The sequence below is a fragment of the Pseudomonas fluorescens genome, from assembly GCF_005938625.1.
GTDB classification, from domain to species: Bacteria; Pseudomonadota; Gammaproteobacteria; order Pseudomonadales; family Pseudomonadaceae; genus Aquipseudomonas; species Aquipseudomonas fluorescens_BD.
Genome location: NZ_VCNJ01000011.1, coordinates 35,216 through 50,321, shown reverse-complemented (window position 1 = coordinate 50,321; position 15,106 = coordinate 35,216). Strand labels below are relative to the sequence as shown.

The 15,106-nt window shown below is 60.5% G+C and carries 17 protein-coding genes and 1 riboswitch; of the genes, 3 read left to right on the top strand and 14 right to left on the bottom strand.

What is annotated here, in order from left to right:
- The first annotated feature begins 482 nt into the window (after window positions 1–482).
- The 3 genes from FGA82_RS08920 (at window position 483) to FGA82_RS08910 (ending at window position 2,883) form a co-directional block, all read left to right on the top strand.
- Window positions 483–707: a hypothetical protein gene (locus FGA82_RS08920; RefSeq protein WP_003214941.1), complete on the top strand. Its 225-nt coding sequence runs from the start codon at window positions 483–485 to the stop codon at window positions 705–707.
- Window positions 708–982: 275 nt separating this feature from the next.
- On the top strand, window positions 983–1,465 hold the full coding sequence (locus tag FGA82_RS08915) for a hypothetical protein (RefSeq protein WP_141126805.1): 483 nt from the start codon (window positions 983–985) through the stop codon (window positions 1,463–1,465).
- Between the two features lie 146 nt (window positions 1,466–1,611).
- Window positions 1,612–2,883, top strand: coding sequence for an OmpP1/FadL family transporter (locus tag FGA82_RS08910; protein WP_141126804.1), 1,272 nt, complete (start codon window positions 1,612–1,614; stop codon window positions 2,881–2,883).
- Window positions 2,884–3,062: 179 nt separating this feature from the next.
- Here FGA82_RS08910 and FGA82_RS08905 read toward each other — a convergent pair whose 3' ends face one another.
- The 14 genes from FGA82_RS08905 to cobO form a co-directional block, all read right to left on the bottom strand.
- On the bottom strand, window positions 3,063–3,623 hold the full coding sequence (locus FGA82_RS08905; RefSeq protein WP_141126803.1) for a glutathione peroxidase: 561 nt from the start codon (window positions 3,621–3,623) through the stop codon (window positions 3,063–3,065).
- Window positions 3,624–3,677: 54 nt separating this feature from the next.
- A complete protein-coding gene (locus tag FGA82_RS32685; RefSeq protein ID WP_016987843.1) occupies window positions 3,678–3,800 on the bottom strand; it encodes a hypothetical protein in 123 nt (40 codons plus the stop codon).
- Complete coding sequence (locus FGA82_RS08900; RefSeq protein ID WP_141126802.1) at window positions 3,797–5,005, bottom strand: MFS transporter; 1,209 nt, start codon at window positions 5,003–5,005, stop codon at window positions 3,797–3,799. Before FGA82_RS08900 ends, FGA82_RS32685 begins: the two co-directional genes overlap by 4 nt.
- Before the next feature lie 54 nt (window positions 5,006–5,059).
- On the bottom strand, window positions 5,060–5,464 hold the full coding sequence (locus tag FGA82_RS08895; protein WP_007919794.1) for a MarR family winged helix-turn-helix transcriptional regulator: 405 nt from the start codon (window positions 5,462–5,464) through the stop codon (window positions 5,060–5,062).
- A 175-nt stretch (window positions 5,465–5,639) separates the two neighbouring features.
- On the bottom strand, window positions 5,640–6,371 hold the full coding sequence (locus tag FGA82_RS08890; RefSeq protein WP_141126801.1) for an adenosylcobinamide-GDP ribazoletransferase: 732 nt from the start codon (window positions 6,369–6,371) through the stop codon (window positions 5,640–5,642).
- Between the two features lies 1 nt (window position 6,372).
- The gene (gene cobC, locus FGA82_RS08885; RefSeq protein WP_141126800.1) at window positions 6,373–6,948 is read right to left on the bottom strand and encodes an alpha-ribazole phosphatase family protein; all 576 of its coding nucleotides are present in this window, start codon (window positions 6,946–6,948) and stop codon (window positions 6,373–6,375) included.
- Window positions 6,945–8,000: a nicotinate-nucleotide--dimethylbenzimidazole phosphoribosyltransferase gene (gene cobT, locus FGA82_RS08880; RefSeq protein ID WP_141126798.1), complete on the bottom strand. Its 1,056-nt coding sequence runs from the start codon at window positions 7,998–8,000 to the stop codon at window positions 6,945–6,947. The genes cobC and cobT overlap by 4 nt, the downstream gene beginning before the upstream one ends.
- Window positions 7,997–8,518: a bifunctional adenosylcobinamide kinase/adenosylcobinamide-phosphate guanylyltransferase gene (cobU, locus tag FGA82_RS08875; protein ID WP_141126797.1), complete on the bottom strand. Its 522-nt coding sequence runs from the start codon at window positions 8,516–8,518 to the stop codon at window positions 7,997–7,999. The genes cobT and cobU overlap by 4 nt, the downstream gene beginning before the upstream one ends.
- 151 nt (window positions 8,519–8,669) lie before the next feature.
- On the bottom strand, window positions 8,670–10,121 hold the full coding sequence (locus FGA82_RS08870; RefSeq protein ID WP_141126795.1) for a cobyric acid synthase: 1,452 nt from the start codon (window positions 10,119–10,121) through the stop codon (window positions 8,670–8,672).
- A complete protein-coding gene (gene cobD / locus FGA82_RS08865; RefSeq protein ID WP_141126793.1) occupies window positions 10,118–11,110 on the bottom strand; it encodes a threonine-phosphate decarboxylase CobD in 993 nt (330 codons plus the stop codon). Before cobD ends, FGA82_RS08870 begins: the two co-directional genes overlap by 4 nt.
- Window positions 11,103–12,011 carry an adenosylcobinamide-phosphate synthase CbiB gene (gene cbiB, locus FGA82_RS08860; RefSeq protein ID WP_141126792.1) on the bottom strand — a complete coding sequence of 303 codons (909 nt, stop codon included), beginning with the start codon at window positions 12,009–12,011 and terminating at the stop codon, window positions 11,103–11,105. Before cbiB ends, cobD begins: the two co-directional genes overlap by 8 nt.
- Complete coding sequence (gene bluB, locus FGA82_RS08855; protein ID WP_141126790.1) at window positions 12,008–12,658, bottom strand: 5,6-dimethylbenzimidazole synthase; 651 nt, start codon at window positions 12,656–12,658, stop codon at window positions 12,008–12,010. The genes cbiB and bluB overlap by 4 nt, the downstream gene beginning before the upstream one ends.
- A gap of 47 nt (window positions 12,659–12,705) precedes the next feature.
- Window positions 12,706–14,055, bottom strand: a complete 1,350-nt coding sequence (locus FGA82_RS08850) for a cobyrinate a,c-diamide synthase (protein ID WP_141126788.1) — start codon at window positions 14,053–14,055, stop codon at window positions 12,706–12,708.
- Complete coding sequence (cobO, locus tag FGA82_RS08845) at window positions 14,052–14,663, bottom strand: cob(I)yrinic acid a,c-diamide adenosyltransferase (RefSeq protein ID WP_003223053.1); 612 nt, start codon at window positions 14,661–14,663, stop codon at window positions 14,052–14,054. Before cobO ends, FGA82_RS08850 begins: the two co-directional genes overlap by 4 nt.
- An 81-nt stretch (window positions 14,664–14,744) precedes the next feature.
- Window positions 14,745–14,969: riboswitch (cobalamin riboswitch) on the bottom strand.
- Between the last annotated feature and the right edge of the window lie 137 nt (window positions 14,970–15,106).

The window sequence follows — 15,106 nt, the reverse complement described above, 5'->3', positions numbered from 1 at the left end:
AATCTCTGGCTGCAATCTTTTTCTACACGAAGTTTGCTTTACCTGTTTCGATCCGTTAGTATCCGCGGCGTTAGTACCAAGCTGAAAGTCAATTCCGGTCGAACACATCCCCACGGTCAGCCTTCTACCAAGAAGCCCTACCGAAAAAGCGGGAACGACCCCTCGATGGTTTCCAGGTAAATCTTGCGACGACACTGCCTTCGAATGATGCGAAGGGTGTTGCGAAGAATACTTACTCTGACCGAACCAACCTGCAAATTGATCAGGATCTTCACCCCGGGCCCAGAACCTTTGCCCTCGTTGTGATGCCTGCCCTCCTAAGTACCTACCTGCCAGCCCAAGCGCGCCAACTTATCAGCGCTTCAAACTGGCTGCTTTGTTCCAGTCGGGTTCTTCGTTCGACCAATGGTGGTCGACGTTACTGGAACGTTTTAACGTTGCACGGTTCTTATCCGTGTCATTTGTAGGAACACCTAATAACTATGTCTACTCAAATCCATACTCAGGATGCCATTCGCACCCTAACCAACGCTTTTGCACCAATGAACTGCCTGATCATGGCCGCTCGCAAAGGCTGCTTCAGCTTCACACTGGTTAACGAACACGGCATCGCCCGCCACAGCGAGCGCCTGTACCCCGATCAGTACTCCAGCGCTGAACCGCTGCAGGCCGTGATCGATCGTACCCGTCAGGCACTGGTTGCCTGAGAGCCGAAAAGGCTGCAAAAGCAAAAGCCTCGCACAAAAATGCGGGGCTTTTTATTGCCTGATGTTTCACTTTTAGCCGCCGGCGCTTAAGCACCAACGGATATAACGGTTATAACTCGAAGCCGGAAATATTTTAAAAACAGGCCTTTACGTCGCGAATATGACACTACACTTCAACTCAAGCGGCGTGATCCGCTTGCGGCGAGCCTGAACCGATCCACAGCTGCCAAGCCCCCCTTCAGGACTCGCCATTAATAACAAGAACCGAGGGTTTTATGGGTATCGCTGCCAGCGAACTGTGCCGCTACGTGATCCGTCCTACGCTGATCTACCTGGGACGTCACAGCGCGACTGCCGAATCTCTGCTGCTGGGCATCGCCGCCAGTCAGTCAGCCCTGGGTTCCGCCCTGCATGACCGCCGCGGCCACGGCCTCTACCGCATCGCCGAGCATCGCCATCAAGCCCTTTGGGATGATTATCTTGCACTCGATCCGGAACGTGCCAGCCTGGTACGCGGACTCGCCAGTCAACATGCGTTCCTGACCGGCCCGCATCTGGAACTGACGGTGAATCTGCGTTACGCCACGGCCATTGCCTGGCTGCTGGTGGAAGAGCACAACCCAACACTCCCCGATTCCAACGATTTGCTGGGAATGGCGCGTATCTGGCGTCAGACCTTTCAACCCCAAGGTCGTCTGCGCGACTTCACTTACGCTTGGCACACCTGTGTTTCAACGGTGAATCAGGTCGCTTGCTGACCGTCCGGTTTCAGAAGATCTACCAACAGGTCGCGAATCTGGTCGGATTGTCCTACAAAACCGCTCTAACTCAAGGCATACGGACTATAGCGCTGGGACGAAAATCTTGGTAATTTTCGCCCCGGTGATCACCAGGAGTTCTAATAATGAAAAAAGTCATGCTCAAAACCACCCTTAGCCTCGCCGTTACCATGGCATCCACCCAGATCTTCGCAGCTGGCTTTGCCATCAACGAACACAGTATCAGCGGGATGGGCACTGGTTACGCTGGGCGATCTTCTTCTGCCGACGACGCAAGCACTGTTTATGGCAACCCTGCCGGCATGTCGCGCCTCAAGCGCGAACAAGTCACTGGCGGCGTTGCATTCCTCGATGCAAAAACCGATATCAGCGATGGCAGCTCCAGCCCTAACGGCGGCAGCAACAAAGGCGACATGGTGCCCTTCACCTCCGTACCTATGGGCTTCTACGTCAAACCGATCGATGATCATTGGGCATTCGGCCTCGGCGTCTACGTGCCGTTCGGCCTGATTACCGACTACGAAAAAGGCTTTGCCGGCCGTTACTTCGGCAGCAAGTCCGAAGTACAAGTGATCACCTTCCAGCCAACCGTCAGTTACGCCTTCAACGACAAGGTGTCGATCGGTTTTGGTCCGACCATCAACCGCATCGACGGCACGCTGGAATCCAACCTGTCGATCACCCAGGCCGCGCCGGATGGCAAGGTCAAGATCAAGGGTGACGACACCGCGCTGGGCTACAACGTCGGTGTGCTGGTACAAGCCACTGATACCACGCGCCTGGGTCTGACTTACCACTCGAAGGTCGACTACAAGCTCGAAGGCAACACCAAGGTCAACTACGGTGTGCTCGGTGCGATCGGTCTGGGCGCCAACCAGAAGTACGACGCTTCGCTGAAGATCACCACGCCTGAATCCATCGACTTCTCGGTTACTCAGGCGATCAACGATCGCTGGAACGTTTACGCCGGTTCGACCTGGACCCGCTGGAGCCAGCTGGAAAAAATCACCGTCAAGAACTCTGGTGTGCAGCCTTTGCTGGCCGGTCAGTTCGGTGAAATCACCGAAGACCAGAACTGGCACGACTCCTGGGCTTACGCCGTGGGTACTTCGTACCAGCTGAACAAGGAATGGGTACTGCGTACCGGCCTGACCTTCGACCAGTCGCCGACCAACAACGTCGACCGTTCGCCACGTATTCCTACCGGCGACCGGACCATCTTCAGCATCGGCGCAGGCTGGAGCCCGACCGAAGACCTGACCATCGACGTTGCCTACTCGTACCTGAAGGAAGAGTCGGTCAAGATCCGCAACGAAAACGATCGTGGCCAGACCTACGATGCCAAGTATGAAAACTCGGCAAACGGTTTCGGTGTCGGCGCGACCTACCGCTTCTGATGCTGCGCGGCGAGGCTAATCCCTCGCCCACAAAAAGCCCCGCTCTCTTTGCAGAGGCGGGGCTTTTTAATGCCTGATGTTTGCGACACGTGTAGGAGCTGTCGAGTGCAACGAGGCTGCGATCTTTTGATCTTGTTTTTTCAAATCAAAAGATCGCAGCGTGCCGCAGCTCCTACAGATCAGGGCTTCAGGGGTTTCGAGGCGATAGCCTTTTCAATCGCAGCGATAAACTCCGGATCATCAGGCTTGGTCAGGCTGGAGAAATTGGCGATGACCTTGCCCTGGCGATCGACCACATATTTGTAGAAATTCCACTTCGGTGCGCTGCTCTGCGCGGCCAGCACCTGGAACATATGCGTCGCGTCATCGCCACGGACTTTCTGCGGCTCGGTCATGGCGAACGTCACGCCGTAATTGGCGTAACAGACCTTGGCGGTTTCGGCGCTGTCCTTGGACTCTTGCTTGAAGTCATTGGAAGGGACACCAAGCATTTGCAGCCCTTGCCCTTCGTAGCGCTTATGCAGCGCCTCAAGGCCTTCGAACTGCGGGGCAAAACCACAGAAACTCGCGGTATTGACCACCACCAACGGTTTGTCGGCGTACTGTCTGCACAGGTCAATGGATTCCTTGGCCCGCAACTTGGGCAGCGAGCCTTGCAGCAATTCGGGACAGTCAGCCGCTTGAGCCAAACCAGTCAGCGCCATCAGCAACGCGGGAACAGCACACCAGCGCATCAGCATGTCGAGCATCCTTGAGCAGTCATCAGACTTCGACGTTACTCGCCACGCCACGTTCTAGCAAATGCTCATGCCCAACTGCATCAGCGCCAGACCGCCCTGATGCCAGCCCCACCACACCAGCGCCAGCAAAGCAGCGCCGAGTGCGCTGATGACGATACGCGGCCAGAGTCGACTCATGCGGCGCTCGCTGCGGCTTGCAGGCGCGCGACCGGCCGTTCGCGCACCGGCCAGTTCAACGCGGCCGCCAAAAGGCTCAGAAGGACTGCCACTTGCCAGATCAAGTCATAACTCCCGGTGCGGTCATACACCACCCCGCCCAGCCAGCCGCCGAGGAACGAACCGAGCTGATGGAACAGGAACACGATGCCGCCGAGCATGGACAGGTTTCGCACGCCGAACAAGGTCGCCACCGTACCGTTGGTCAACGGCACCGTCGACAGCCACAAGAACCCCATGGCCATGCCGAACAGATACGCCGACGTAGTCGTCACCGGCAGCCACAGGAACAGCACGATCACCACTGCGCGCAGCAGATACAGCGCGGTCAGCAGACGCGGCTTGGACATGCGCCCGCCGAGCCAACCGGCGGTGTAGGTGCCGAAGATATTGAACAGCCCGATCAGCGCCAGCACCGTAGTGCCGACACTGGCCGGCAAGTGTTGATCAACCAGATACGCCGGCAGATGCACGCCGATAAACACCACCTGAAAACCGCAGACGAAAAAGCCGAACGCCAGCAACCAGAAGCCGGAATGCGAGCAGGCTTCGCGCAGGGCCTCAGACAGGGTTTGTTCATGGCCGAGTACCGGCAGAGGTTTGTCCTTGAGCATGCTCACCAGCGGCACGATCAACGCCACCAGCAGGCCCAACACCAGCAACGCGGCCGACCAGCCGAGCCAGCCGATCAACCCGAGTGTGCCCGGCAACATGGCGAACTGGCCGAACGAACCGGCGGCGCTGGCAATGCCCATGCCCATGCTGCGCTTCTCCGGCGGCACAGCTCGGCCAACCACGCCGAGAATCACCGAGAACGACGTGCCGGACAGACCGATACCGATCAGCAGACCGGCACTCAGTGACAGCGTCACCGCCGAATCGGACAGGCCCATGCACACCAGACCCGCCGCGTAGAGCACCCCACCGATGAGCACCACTTTTGCCGCGCCAAAGCGGTCAGCCAATGCGCCGGTAAACGGTTGCGCCAGGCCCCAGATCAAATTCTGCAAAGCGATGGCGAAAGCAAACACCTCGCGCCCCCAGCCGAACTGCGCGCTCATCGGCGACAGGAACAGACCGAAACCGTGCCGCACGCCCAATGACAACGCCAGGATCAGCGCACTCCCGACCAACACCCAACCGCACGTACGCCACATCGATGTCATTGTTATTCTCCGCTTGCGGGTATATACCCGCTTGAGTTTGGAAAAAAACCGGCCTCAGGCCAGTTCATCCAGCAATCTGAGCAAGGTTTCACGCTTCTCGGCACCCAGTCGGTCGATCAACCGCTGCTGCGCCGCTTCCCAGGCCGGCAGTGCCGCTGCCAAGCGTTGCACACCGGTTTCGGTGAGTTTGACGATGCGGTTACGCATGTCCTCGCCTTCAGCCAGCGCCACCAGCCCCTCGCCTTCGAGCACGCGCAGATTGCGCCCGAGGGTGCTGCGATCCAGGCCCATGGCTTCGGCCAGTTCGGAAATGCTCGGTTGATCCAGACGCTGCAGGTTGCACAGCAAAGAATACTGGGCAACGTTGATCCCGAAGCCGTCGAGAGCGCCGTCGTAATGCCTGCTGACGCCACGAGCGGCGCGACGCAGGTTGGTGCACAAACACTGAGAAGGAAGCATGATGCGTGTATATACCCGCGACTGTGTTAAATCAAGTTACAGATGAGTTGACCCATAACATTTGTTCTGCCGGTGAGGCCGCCTTCGCGAGCAAGCTCGCTCCCACATTTGCAATGCGATCCCCTGTGGGAGCGAGCCTGCTCACGAAGAGGCCAGCACAGACAATCCAAAACTGTCAGACCAAAACCAATCCAGCCAGCACCACCATCTCCAACAATTCCAGCAACGCCCCCGCCGTATCGCCCGTAGTCCCGCCCAACCGCCGCATCATCACCTGCCGTAGCCAGACAAATACACCGACCGAAATCACCAGCGCGACGACCGCGCTAAATCCGGTAATCAGCAAGCAGGCCAACGCACTGAAGCCCAGCACCCACCACCCGGCCTTGCGCGGCAAATGATCCGCCAACGCCTGCCCCAACCCGCCCGCGCGCACATACGGCGTGGTCAGAAACAACCCCAACAGCGCCGCCCGCCCAAGCAACGGCACGATGATCAACGCGATTCCATGCCCCTGCTCGATCAACGCCAGCAGCGCAGCAAACTTGAGCAACAACACCAACACCAGCGTGACCACCGCAATCGGCCCGCTGCGCGGATCCTTCATGATTGTCAGCGTACGCTCGCGATCACCGAAACCGCCGAGCCAGGCATCGGCGCTGTCGGCCAGACCATCAAGGTGAAGCGCACCGCTGAGCAGCACCCACACCGTCAGTAACAGCGCCGCGTGAAGCAGCAATGGCGCGCCGCTCAAGGCGAGATTCAGCGCCCACAGGATCACGCCGAACAGCAGCCCCACCAACGGATAAAACAGCAGCGAACGGCCAAGCTGTTCGGGCTCGGGCATGCCCGGTAAACGAATCGGCAGGCTGCTGAGAAATTGCAGGGCGATCCACAACGGCAACATGTCAGAGGCCTTCCTTGAGTGAACCGTCGGCCTCGATCGTCAGCGCAAACAGTGCGCCGTGAACAACTTCGACATTGAGCAGTTGTTCGCGCGGCAACCCTCGCGCTTGCGCCAGCAGCAGGCGCATCACACCGCCATGACTGATCAGCAGCACCCGCTGACCCGCGTAGGCGGCGTGCAGGCGCGCAATAGCCGCCAACACCCGAGAGGAAAACTCGCTGACCGGCTCACCCTGCGGAGGGGTAAACGAATAAGGGTCGGCCCAGAACAACCCCAAGGCCTCGGCATCGATCTCCATCAACGCGGCCGCGCTCTGCCCTTCCCACGCACCGAAATGCAGTTCCTGCAGATCCTTGTCCAGATGCACTGACAGGTTCAGTTGCTCACCCAGTTCTGCGGCAAACCGCGCGCAACGTTGCAACGGCGAACTGACGATCCGATCCCACGGCCCGCCCCCGACCACGGCCGCACGCATTTGCGTCCAGCCCTTTTCGGTCAGCGCATCGTCGAGGCTGCCGCGCAAACCACCGCCGAGTTCAGTCTCACCATGACGCAGCAGATCCAGATGCAATGTCATGCCGGACGATCCGCCACCGCTGCTTCGGCGAATGTCGCCATCTGCCCGTGCAGATCACAGGCCAGACGCAACAATGGTACCGCCAGCGCAGCGCCACTGCCCTCGCCCAGACGCAAACCGAGTTCCAGCAACGGCTCGGCCTGCAGAGTTTCCAGCACATGACGATGCCCCGGCTCGGCACCACGGTGACCGAACAACAGCCACTCGCGACAGGCCGGATTCAAACGCACCGCAACCAGCGCCGCGACCGTACAGATAAACCCGTCGACCAGCACCGCAATACCTTCTTGAGCCGCTGCCAGACACGCACCGACCAGCGCGGCGATTTCAAAGCCACCCAGATTGAACAGGGTCTGCAACACATCGCCACGCTGTGCGGCGTGCAATGCCAGCGCGCGCTCGATCACTTGCGCTTTATGACTGACGCCTTCGGCATTCAGCCCGGTGCCGGGGCCGGTCAAATGCACCACCGGGCAATCGAGCAAGGCACAGGCCAAGGCACTCGCCGCCGTGGTGTTGCCAATGCCCATTTCGCCACCGATGAACAGCTGCGCGCCCGCCGCTTTCGCCCGCAACAGACTATCGCGACCGCCCTGCAACGCGAGTTCGCCCTGGGCCTGAGTCATTGCCGCACCCAGCACGAAGTTCGCCGTGCCAGGGCCGATGTTCAAGTGGCGCACACCCGGCAGGTTCAGCGTGGGACTCACCGTGCCCAGATCGACCACTTCCAGCTGCGCGCCAAGCTGACGTGCCAGTACGCTGATTGCCGCGCCGCCGCTGACGAAGTTGAGCAGCATCTGCCCGGTGACTTCCTGCGGGAACGCCGAAACGCCTTCAGCGACTACGCCGTGATCACCGGCAAAAATCGCGATCCAGACCTGTGCAAGCATGGGTTTGACCTGGCCTTGCAGACCGGCCAATTGCACTGCCACCGCCTCCAGACGACCGAGGGAACCGGCCGGTTTGGTCAGTTGCTGCTGGCGTGCCGTCGCTTGTTCAACGACGTCGAGATCGACCGGCTTACACGGGTTCAGCCACCAGGATTGAGTCATAACGCAGGTCCTTTCAGAGTCAGGGGCAGGCCGGCGACGGTCAGGACAACACGCTGACAGCGCTCGGCCAGAGCTTGATGCAGCCAACCGGCTTCATCGACGTAGCGGCGAGTCAATTCGCCCAGCGGCACGACACCCATTCCGGTCTCGTTGCTGACAAAAATGATTTCACCCGACAAGGCTGCCAGGCAGTCGAGCAGGGCTTCGCGCTCGGCAGCGAGGCGTTCGGCGTCATCGAGCATCAGCAAATTGGTCAGCCACAGGGTCAGGCAATCGACCAGCAGGCAACGCTCGGCGCTGGCGCTTTCGCGCAGGACGCGGGCCAGTTCCAAGGGTTCTTCAATGAGTGCCCATTCGACGGGACGGCGGGCGCGGTGATGGGCGACGCGATCGCTCATCTCGCCATCGAGGGGTTGGCTGGTGGCGATGTAAATCACCGAAAGATTACTTTCGCTGGCGAGTTTTTCTGCCAGGCGACTTTTGCCGGAGCGGGCGCCGCCGAGGATCAGTTGGAGCATGGGGGATATCCTGAAAATTATGGGTTGAGCCGACTGGCGCTATCGCGAGCAGGCTCACTCCTACAAGGGATCTCGAGCAACCGTGAATTTTGTGTAAAACACATAACCCTGTAGGAGTGAGCCTGCTCGCGATGAGGCCATTAAATTCACCTCAAATCCCACAGAGCCGACGCAACAGCTCGGTATCCAGATGCTTCTCCACCAGATCCGCCAGCCGTTCGATATCGCGCTCGCGCAAGCCGTGGTAATCCACCTCCTGCACATCGCTCAACCCGGCCCAGCGCAGCAACGCCGCACTCGCCGTCGGCGATTCAAACAGGCCATGCAGATACGTGCCGAACACTTGCCCATCGGCACTCTGTGCACCATCGCAACGGCCGTCATCCAGATGCACCGCAGCGTTTTCCAACGCCGGTCCGCTGGTCACGCCGGCATGAATTTCATAGCCGCTGACCTCAGCATCTTCCAAAGCCAGCCGCCCGCGCACATTGCGCAACTGCTTCTCGGCTTCAAGTGTGGTTTCGAACGCCAGCAAGCCCAAACCGGCACTCGTGCCCGGCGCACCTTCGAGGCCGAGCGGATCATGCACCTGCTCGCCGAGCATCTGCAGACCGCCGCAGATCCCCAGCACTTTGCCGCCGTAACGCAAGTGCCGAGAGATTGCCGTATCCCAGCCATTGGCACGCAAATAGGCCAGATCACTGCGCACACTCTTCGAGCCCGGCAGAATGATCAGGTCGGCAGCAGGAATCGCCTGCCCCGGCCCGACAAATTGCAGATCGACCTGCGGATGCAAACGCAGCGGATCGAAGTCGGTGTGGTTGCTGATGCGCGGTAGCACCGGCACCACCACGCTCAGCACTTGTTCGGCCTTGTCGGTCTGGCGCTGATCGATGCCGTCCTCGGCCTCCAGATGCAGATCCATCACGTACGGCAACACGCCCACCACCGGTTTGCCGGTGCGCTGTTCCAGCCAGTCGAGGCCCGGTTGCAGCAAGGCGATGTCGCCGCGAAAACGGTTGATGATGAAACCCTTGACCCGCGCCTGCTCACTCGGCGACAGCAACTCCAACGTGCCAACCAGATGCGCGAAAACCCCGCCGCGGTTGATGTCGGCAATCAGCAGCACCGGGCAATCCACTGCTTCGGCAAAGCCCATGTTGGCGATGTCGCCGGCGCGCAGATTGATCTCGGCCGGCGAACCCGCGCCTTCGACCATCACCAGCGGATACGCAGCGCTGAGCCGCTGGTGGGACGCGAGCACCGCTTTCATGGCGATGGCCTTGTAGTCGTGATACGCCACGGCATTCATCGACGTTACCGCGCGGCCATGAATGATCACTTGTGCGCCGGTGTCGCTGTTGGGCTTGAGCAGCACCGGGTTCATGTCGGTGTGCGGCTCGAGATTCGCTGCTTGCGCCTGAACCGCTTGCGCACGGCCGATCTCACCGCCGTCGGCAGTCACCGCACTGTTGAGCGCCATGTTCTGCGGCTTGAACGGGACGACCGCGACACCTTGCCGGGTCGCCCAGCGGCACAGTGCCGTCACCAGTGTGCTTTTACCGGCGTCGGAAGTGGTGCCCTGCACCATCAGGGTGGTCATGCGTGATCCTTGGCAAAAGCGCTTAAAGCGTGTTCGAGACGCGCCTCTTCAGCCGCATCGGCAGGCAGGCCAAAGCGCAAACTGCTGTTGTGGGTAAAGATGCGCAGGAGGATGCCGCGACGGGCCATGAATGCGTGCAGCGTTTCGGCATGCTCGGTGATCAGCCACTGGAACAGCGCGCAACCACCCTGCGGCTTGAAACCGTAGCGTTCAAGCAGCGCTGCCAGTCGTTCACTGGCTTCATCGCTGCGAATCCGTTGGCGTGTGTGCCCTTCGGTGTCTTGCAGACACGCTTGCCCGAGCACACGCGTCGGCCCGCTCACGGCCCAAGGCCCGACCTGTTCGGCGAGCAGCTTGAGCAACTTGCGCTCGGCCAGGACAAAGCCCAGACGCACCCCGGCCAGACCGAAAAACTTGCCGAACGAACGCAGCACGATCAGCCCGACTTGATGAGCATGCGGCGCCAGACTCAATTGCGGCGTGTTGTCCATGAAGGCTTCATCGACCACCAGCCAGCCACCACGCCGGGCGAGCCGCGCATGCCAGTCAAGCAGACGTGCCGGGGTCAGACTCAGGCCGGTCGGATTGTTCGGGTTAACCACCACCAGCACGTCGAGGCTGTCGAGAAAGAATTCGACTTCCTGCTCCAGCACTTCGCGCACGATGTAACCGCTACGGCGCCAGGCTTCGGCATGTTCGGCATAACACGGCGACAACACGCCGACTTTGCCGGCGCGGCGTAAACGCGGCAGCAACTGGATGGCCATCTGCGAACCGGCCACTGGCAGCACTTGCGCGGCGCCGTAGTAGTCGCACGCAGCTTGCTCCAGACCGTCGTCGGTTTCCGGCAAACGCGCCCAGGCCCGCAGCGGGATTTCCGGGATCGGGAATGGCCACGGCGCGAGGCCGCTGGACAGGTCGAGCCAGTCAGCCTCGGCAATGCCGTAATCGAGTGCCGCCTTGCGCAGCCGGCCACCGTGCTCAAGCATAGAATTCAGCCCCCACGCAGAGAATCAGCAGCCATAACCATACGCCGCGCTGGACCAATTGCCAGCCACGGTCGATGGAATCGGCGTCAGCCGCTGCGCCCTCGCCAAGTTGAGGACGGTCGTGAAGTTCGCCGTGGTAAATCGCCGGTCCACCCAATTCCACGCCCAGCGCACCGGCGCCGGCCGCCATCACCGGACCGGCGTTGGGGCTGTCCCACTTCGGCGCCTGTGTGCGCCAACATTTCAAGGCGAGGCGGGTTTTGCCGAGCAATGCGTAGGTCAATGCCACCAGACGCGCAGGAATGTAGTTCAACACGTCGTCGATTTTTGCAGCGGCCCAACCGAAACGCTCAAAGCGTTCGTTGCGATAACCCCACATCGCATCGAGCGTGTTGCTCAAACGATAGAGGACCACGCCCGGCGCGCCAGCCACGACAAACCAGAACAGCGCGGCGAACACCGCATCACTGCCGTTTTCCAGCACTGACTCAGTGGCAGCGCGAGCGACGGCAGTGCTGTCGAGTTCATCGGTCTGGCGGCTGACCAGATAGCCAACTCGCTTGCGCGCCTCTTCAAGATCATCCGCGCGTAAGGCAGCAGCCACTGGCGCGACATGTTCACCGAGGCTACGCATGCCGAGTGCGCAATACAGCGCGAGAATTTCGACAACCCAACCCACGTACGGCGCCCAGGAAAGCGCCGTGGCGAGCAAAGTCAGCGGCAGCACCGCGATCACCCACGCGGTCACGCCATGGCTGCGCCAGCCTCGGCCACCGGCGTTGAAACGTTGCTCGATGCGCCCGGCAAAATTGCCGAACGCCACCAGCGGATGCCAGCGTTTCGGTTCACCGAGCAGCGCATCCAGCGCCACAGCGGCGACACTCAACAACGCCACACTCATTGACTCACTCCCCAATAATTTTCGTACAGCAACTCATTGAGCGGCCGCGCCTGCGCCCACCCTTCGAGTACCAGCATCGGCGCCGGATAGAATTCCTTGACCGGGCCAAGGCATAAAACCGCCAGAGGTTTTGCGCCTTCGGGCAACTTCAAAAGATCAGCCAGTGCCTGTGGCTCGAACAGTGAAACCCAGCCCATGCCCAGACCTTCGGCGCGCGCGGCCAGCCACAGGTTCTGGATGGCGCAGGACAGCGAGGCCATGTCCATTTCCGGCAGCGTGCGGCGACCAAAGATGTGTTTTTCGCGATCGTCCATTAACGCGGCGACCAGCACTTCGGCGCAGTCATGGATGCCCTCGACCTTGAGTTTCATGAACTCGTCACTGCGCTCGCCGAGGGCTTCAGCGGTGCGCACGCGCTCTTCTTCAACGAGATTCTGGATCTGCCCGCGTAAAGTTCGGTCGCTGATGCGAATGAAACGCCAGGGCTGCATCAGGCCAACGCTTGGGGCTTGGTGGGCGGCTTCCAGTAGTCGGCGCAGCAATTCCGGTTCGACGCTGCCGCCGATGAAATGGCGCATGTCGCGGCGCTCGGCGATGGCTCGATAAACCGCTTCGCGCTCGGTTTCGGAGAATGCGTTGTCGGTCATGGCCTCTTCGCGAGCAAGCTCGCTCCCACATTGGACGGGGTGCTTGCTCAAGAAACGCGACCCCCTGTGGGAGCGAGCTTGCTCGCGAAGGCGGCCTCACGGTCTGGCGCAAACAACGCGGCAATCGCAGTCGGATTCGACGGGAAATAGAAGTGCACGTAAGAAGCCGTCATCCGCCCTTCCCGATAAACCGCCTCAGCACCACGCCCGCCATTCGGGCTTAACCCTCGGGCAATCGGCGTCAGTTCGGTGGTGGTCAGGGAATGGTGATAAGTATGCCCACGCAACGAACCTTCCGGCAGATCCACCGCTTGCAATGCCAACGCCGCCAGACGCTTCTGCATCACCGCATCGCCCTTGAGCAACCCGACCAGCTCAGCGCGAGTGCCTTCAACGTCCGTCAAAGAGTCGAGCAGATACAACATACCGCCACATTCAGCGAGCAGAGGTTTGCCCGCTGCATGATGCGCACGAATCGCCTCCAGCATCGCGGTGTTCCGCGCCAACGCAACGTGATGCAACTCCGGATACCCACCGGGCAAATACACGCTATCCGCCTCCGGCAATTGCGTATCGCGGATCGGCGAGAAGAAACTCAACTCGGCGCCCATCGCCCGCAACAGATCGAGACTCGCGCCATAGGTGAAAGCAAACGCTTCATCACGGGCGACCGCGATTCGCACATTCTTCAGCAGCGGCTCTACAGCGATGACGTCAGGCGCGGCGAACTCAACCGCCGGCGGCAGCGCTACCTCACAGCTACTGGCGAGAGCGTCGGCAGCCGCGTCGAGACGCACATCGAGGTCATTCAGTTCACTGGCCTGGACCAGGCCAAGATGCCGGCTCGGCAGTTCGATACCCGTTTCGCGGGACAACGCGCCGTACCAGCGCAGACCTTCCGTGAGGCTGCCTTCGAGCAACTGCGCATGACGCAAGGTGCCGACACGATTGGCCAGCACGCCGGCAAACGGCAGGTCCGGCTGATACTTCGCCAGACCCAACGCCAGCGCACCAAAGGTCTGCGCCATCGCCGTCCCATCAATCACGCCAAGCACCGGCACACCGAAGTGACGCGCCAGATCAGCGCTGGAAGGCGTACCGTCGAACAGGCCCATCACGCCTTCGATCAGAATCAGATCGGCCTCGGCGGCGGCTTCCCACAACAGACGACGACTTTCCTGCTCGCCGACCATCCACATGTCCAGTTGATACACCGGCGCACCGCTGGCGCGCTCGAGAATCATCGGATCAAGGAAGTCCGGGCCGCATTTGAACACGCGCACTTTGCGCCCCTGATTGCGATGCAAACGGGCGAGCGCGGCGGTAACGGTGGTCTTGCCCTGACCGGAGGCCGGCGCAGCGATAAGGACCGCCGGGCAGTGACGTGGTTGACTCAAAGTTCGACGCCTTTCTGCGCTTTGATGCCGGCCTGGAAGGCGTGTTTGAGCATGCCCATTTCAGTCACGGTGTCGCCCATTTCGATCATTTCCGGCTTGGCCGCGCGACCGGTAACGATCACGTGCTGCATCGGCGGACGTGCCTGCAAATCGCTGAGCACCTGATCGAGATCGAGGTAACCATGTTTGAGAGCGATGTTGAGTTCGTCGAGCACCACCAGACCGATCGACGGATCACGCAGCAACTCACGGGACACGGCCCACGCGGCTTCGGCAGCGGCGATGTCACGCTGGCGGTCCTGGGTTTCCCAAGTGAAGCCTTCGCCCATGACGTGAAAGCGAACTTGCTCGGGGAAGCGGCGGAAAAACAACTCTTCGCCGGTGCTGTTGCGGCCCTTGATGAACTGCACCACACCGCACTGCATGCCGTGGCCCATGGCGCGGGCGAGCATACCGAACGCCGAGCTGCTTTTGCCTTTGCCATTGCCGGTCAGCACCAGCACCAGGCCGCACTCGTCAGGCGAGTTGGCGATGCGTTCGTCGATCACGGCTTTTTTGCGCTGCATACGCGCCAGATGGCGTTCGTCGCGCTCGGGGGAATCAGTCATGGGGGAGCTCTCCGTTGAGGCTGGATAACGGCGGGCAGGCACAAGAATAGACGGCAAAAAGCCTGGCATCGCCCACCGTGATGCCGCTGGATGGATCAGGCCGGTCTCCGGGCTCATGAGCGGCGTTGGCCTGACTGCGCGCCTTCCCGCTTTGAGCAGTGGCATTCGACGCAGTGTTCACTCATTTACCGTTGCGGGGGCAGCGCCGGGATCGTGGTGGTTCTTCGTGCGAAGACAACCCTCACCGGCTTCCCTGTTTCACTCTGTCGACGCAGGTCACAGAGCACCTGAAACAAGCCGCGAAGGTTAGAGGGTTGGGGGTGGAGCGTCAATTAAAGAGGCGGCCATCGGGCGAATAACTGCCGCCGATCAATTATCCAACGCCAATCTTGTGCCACACTGATACAAATGATATCAAAGAGCCATGCTTTTCCCGAAAAGCC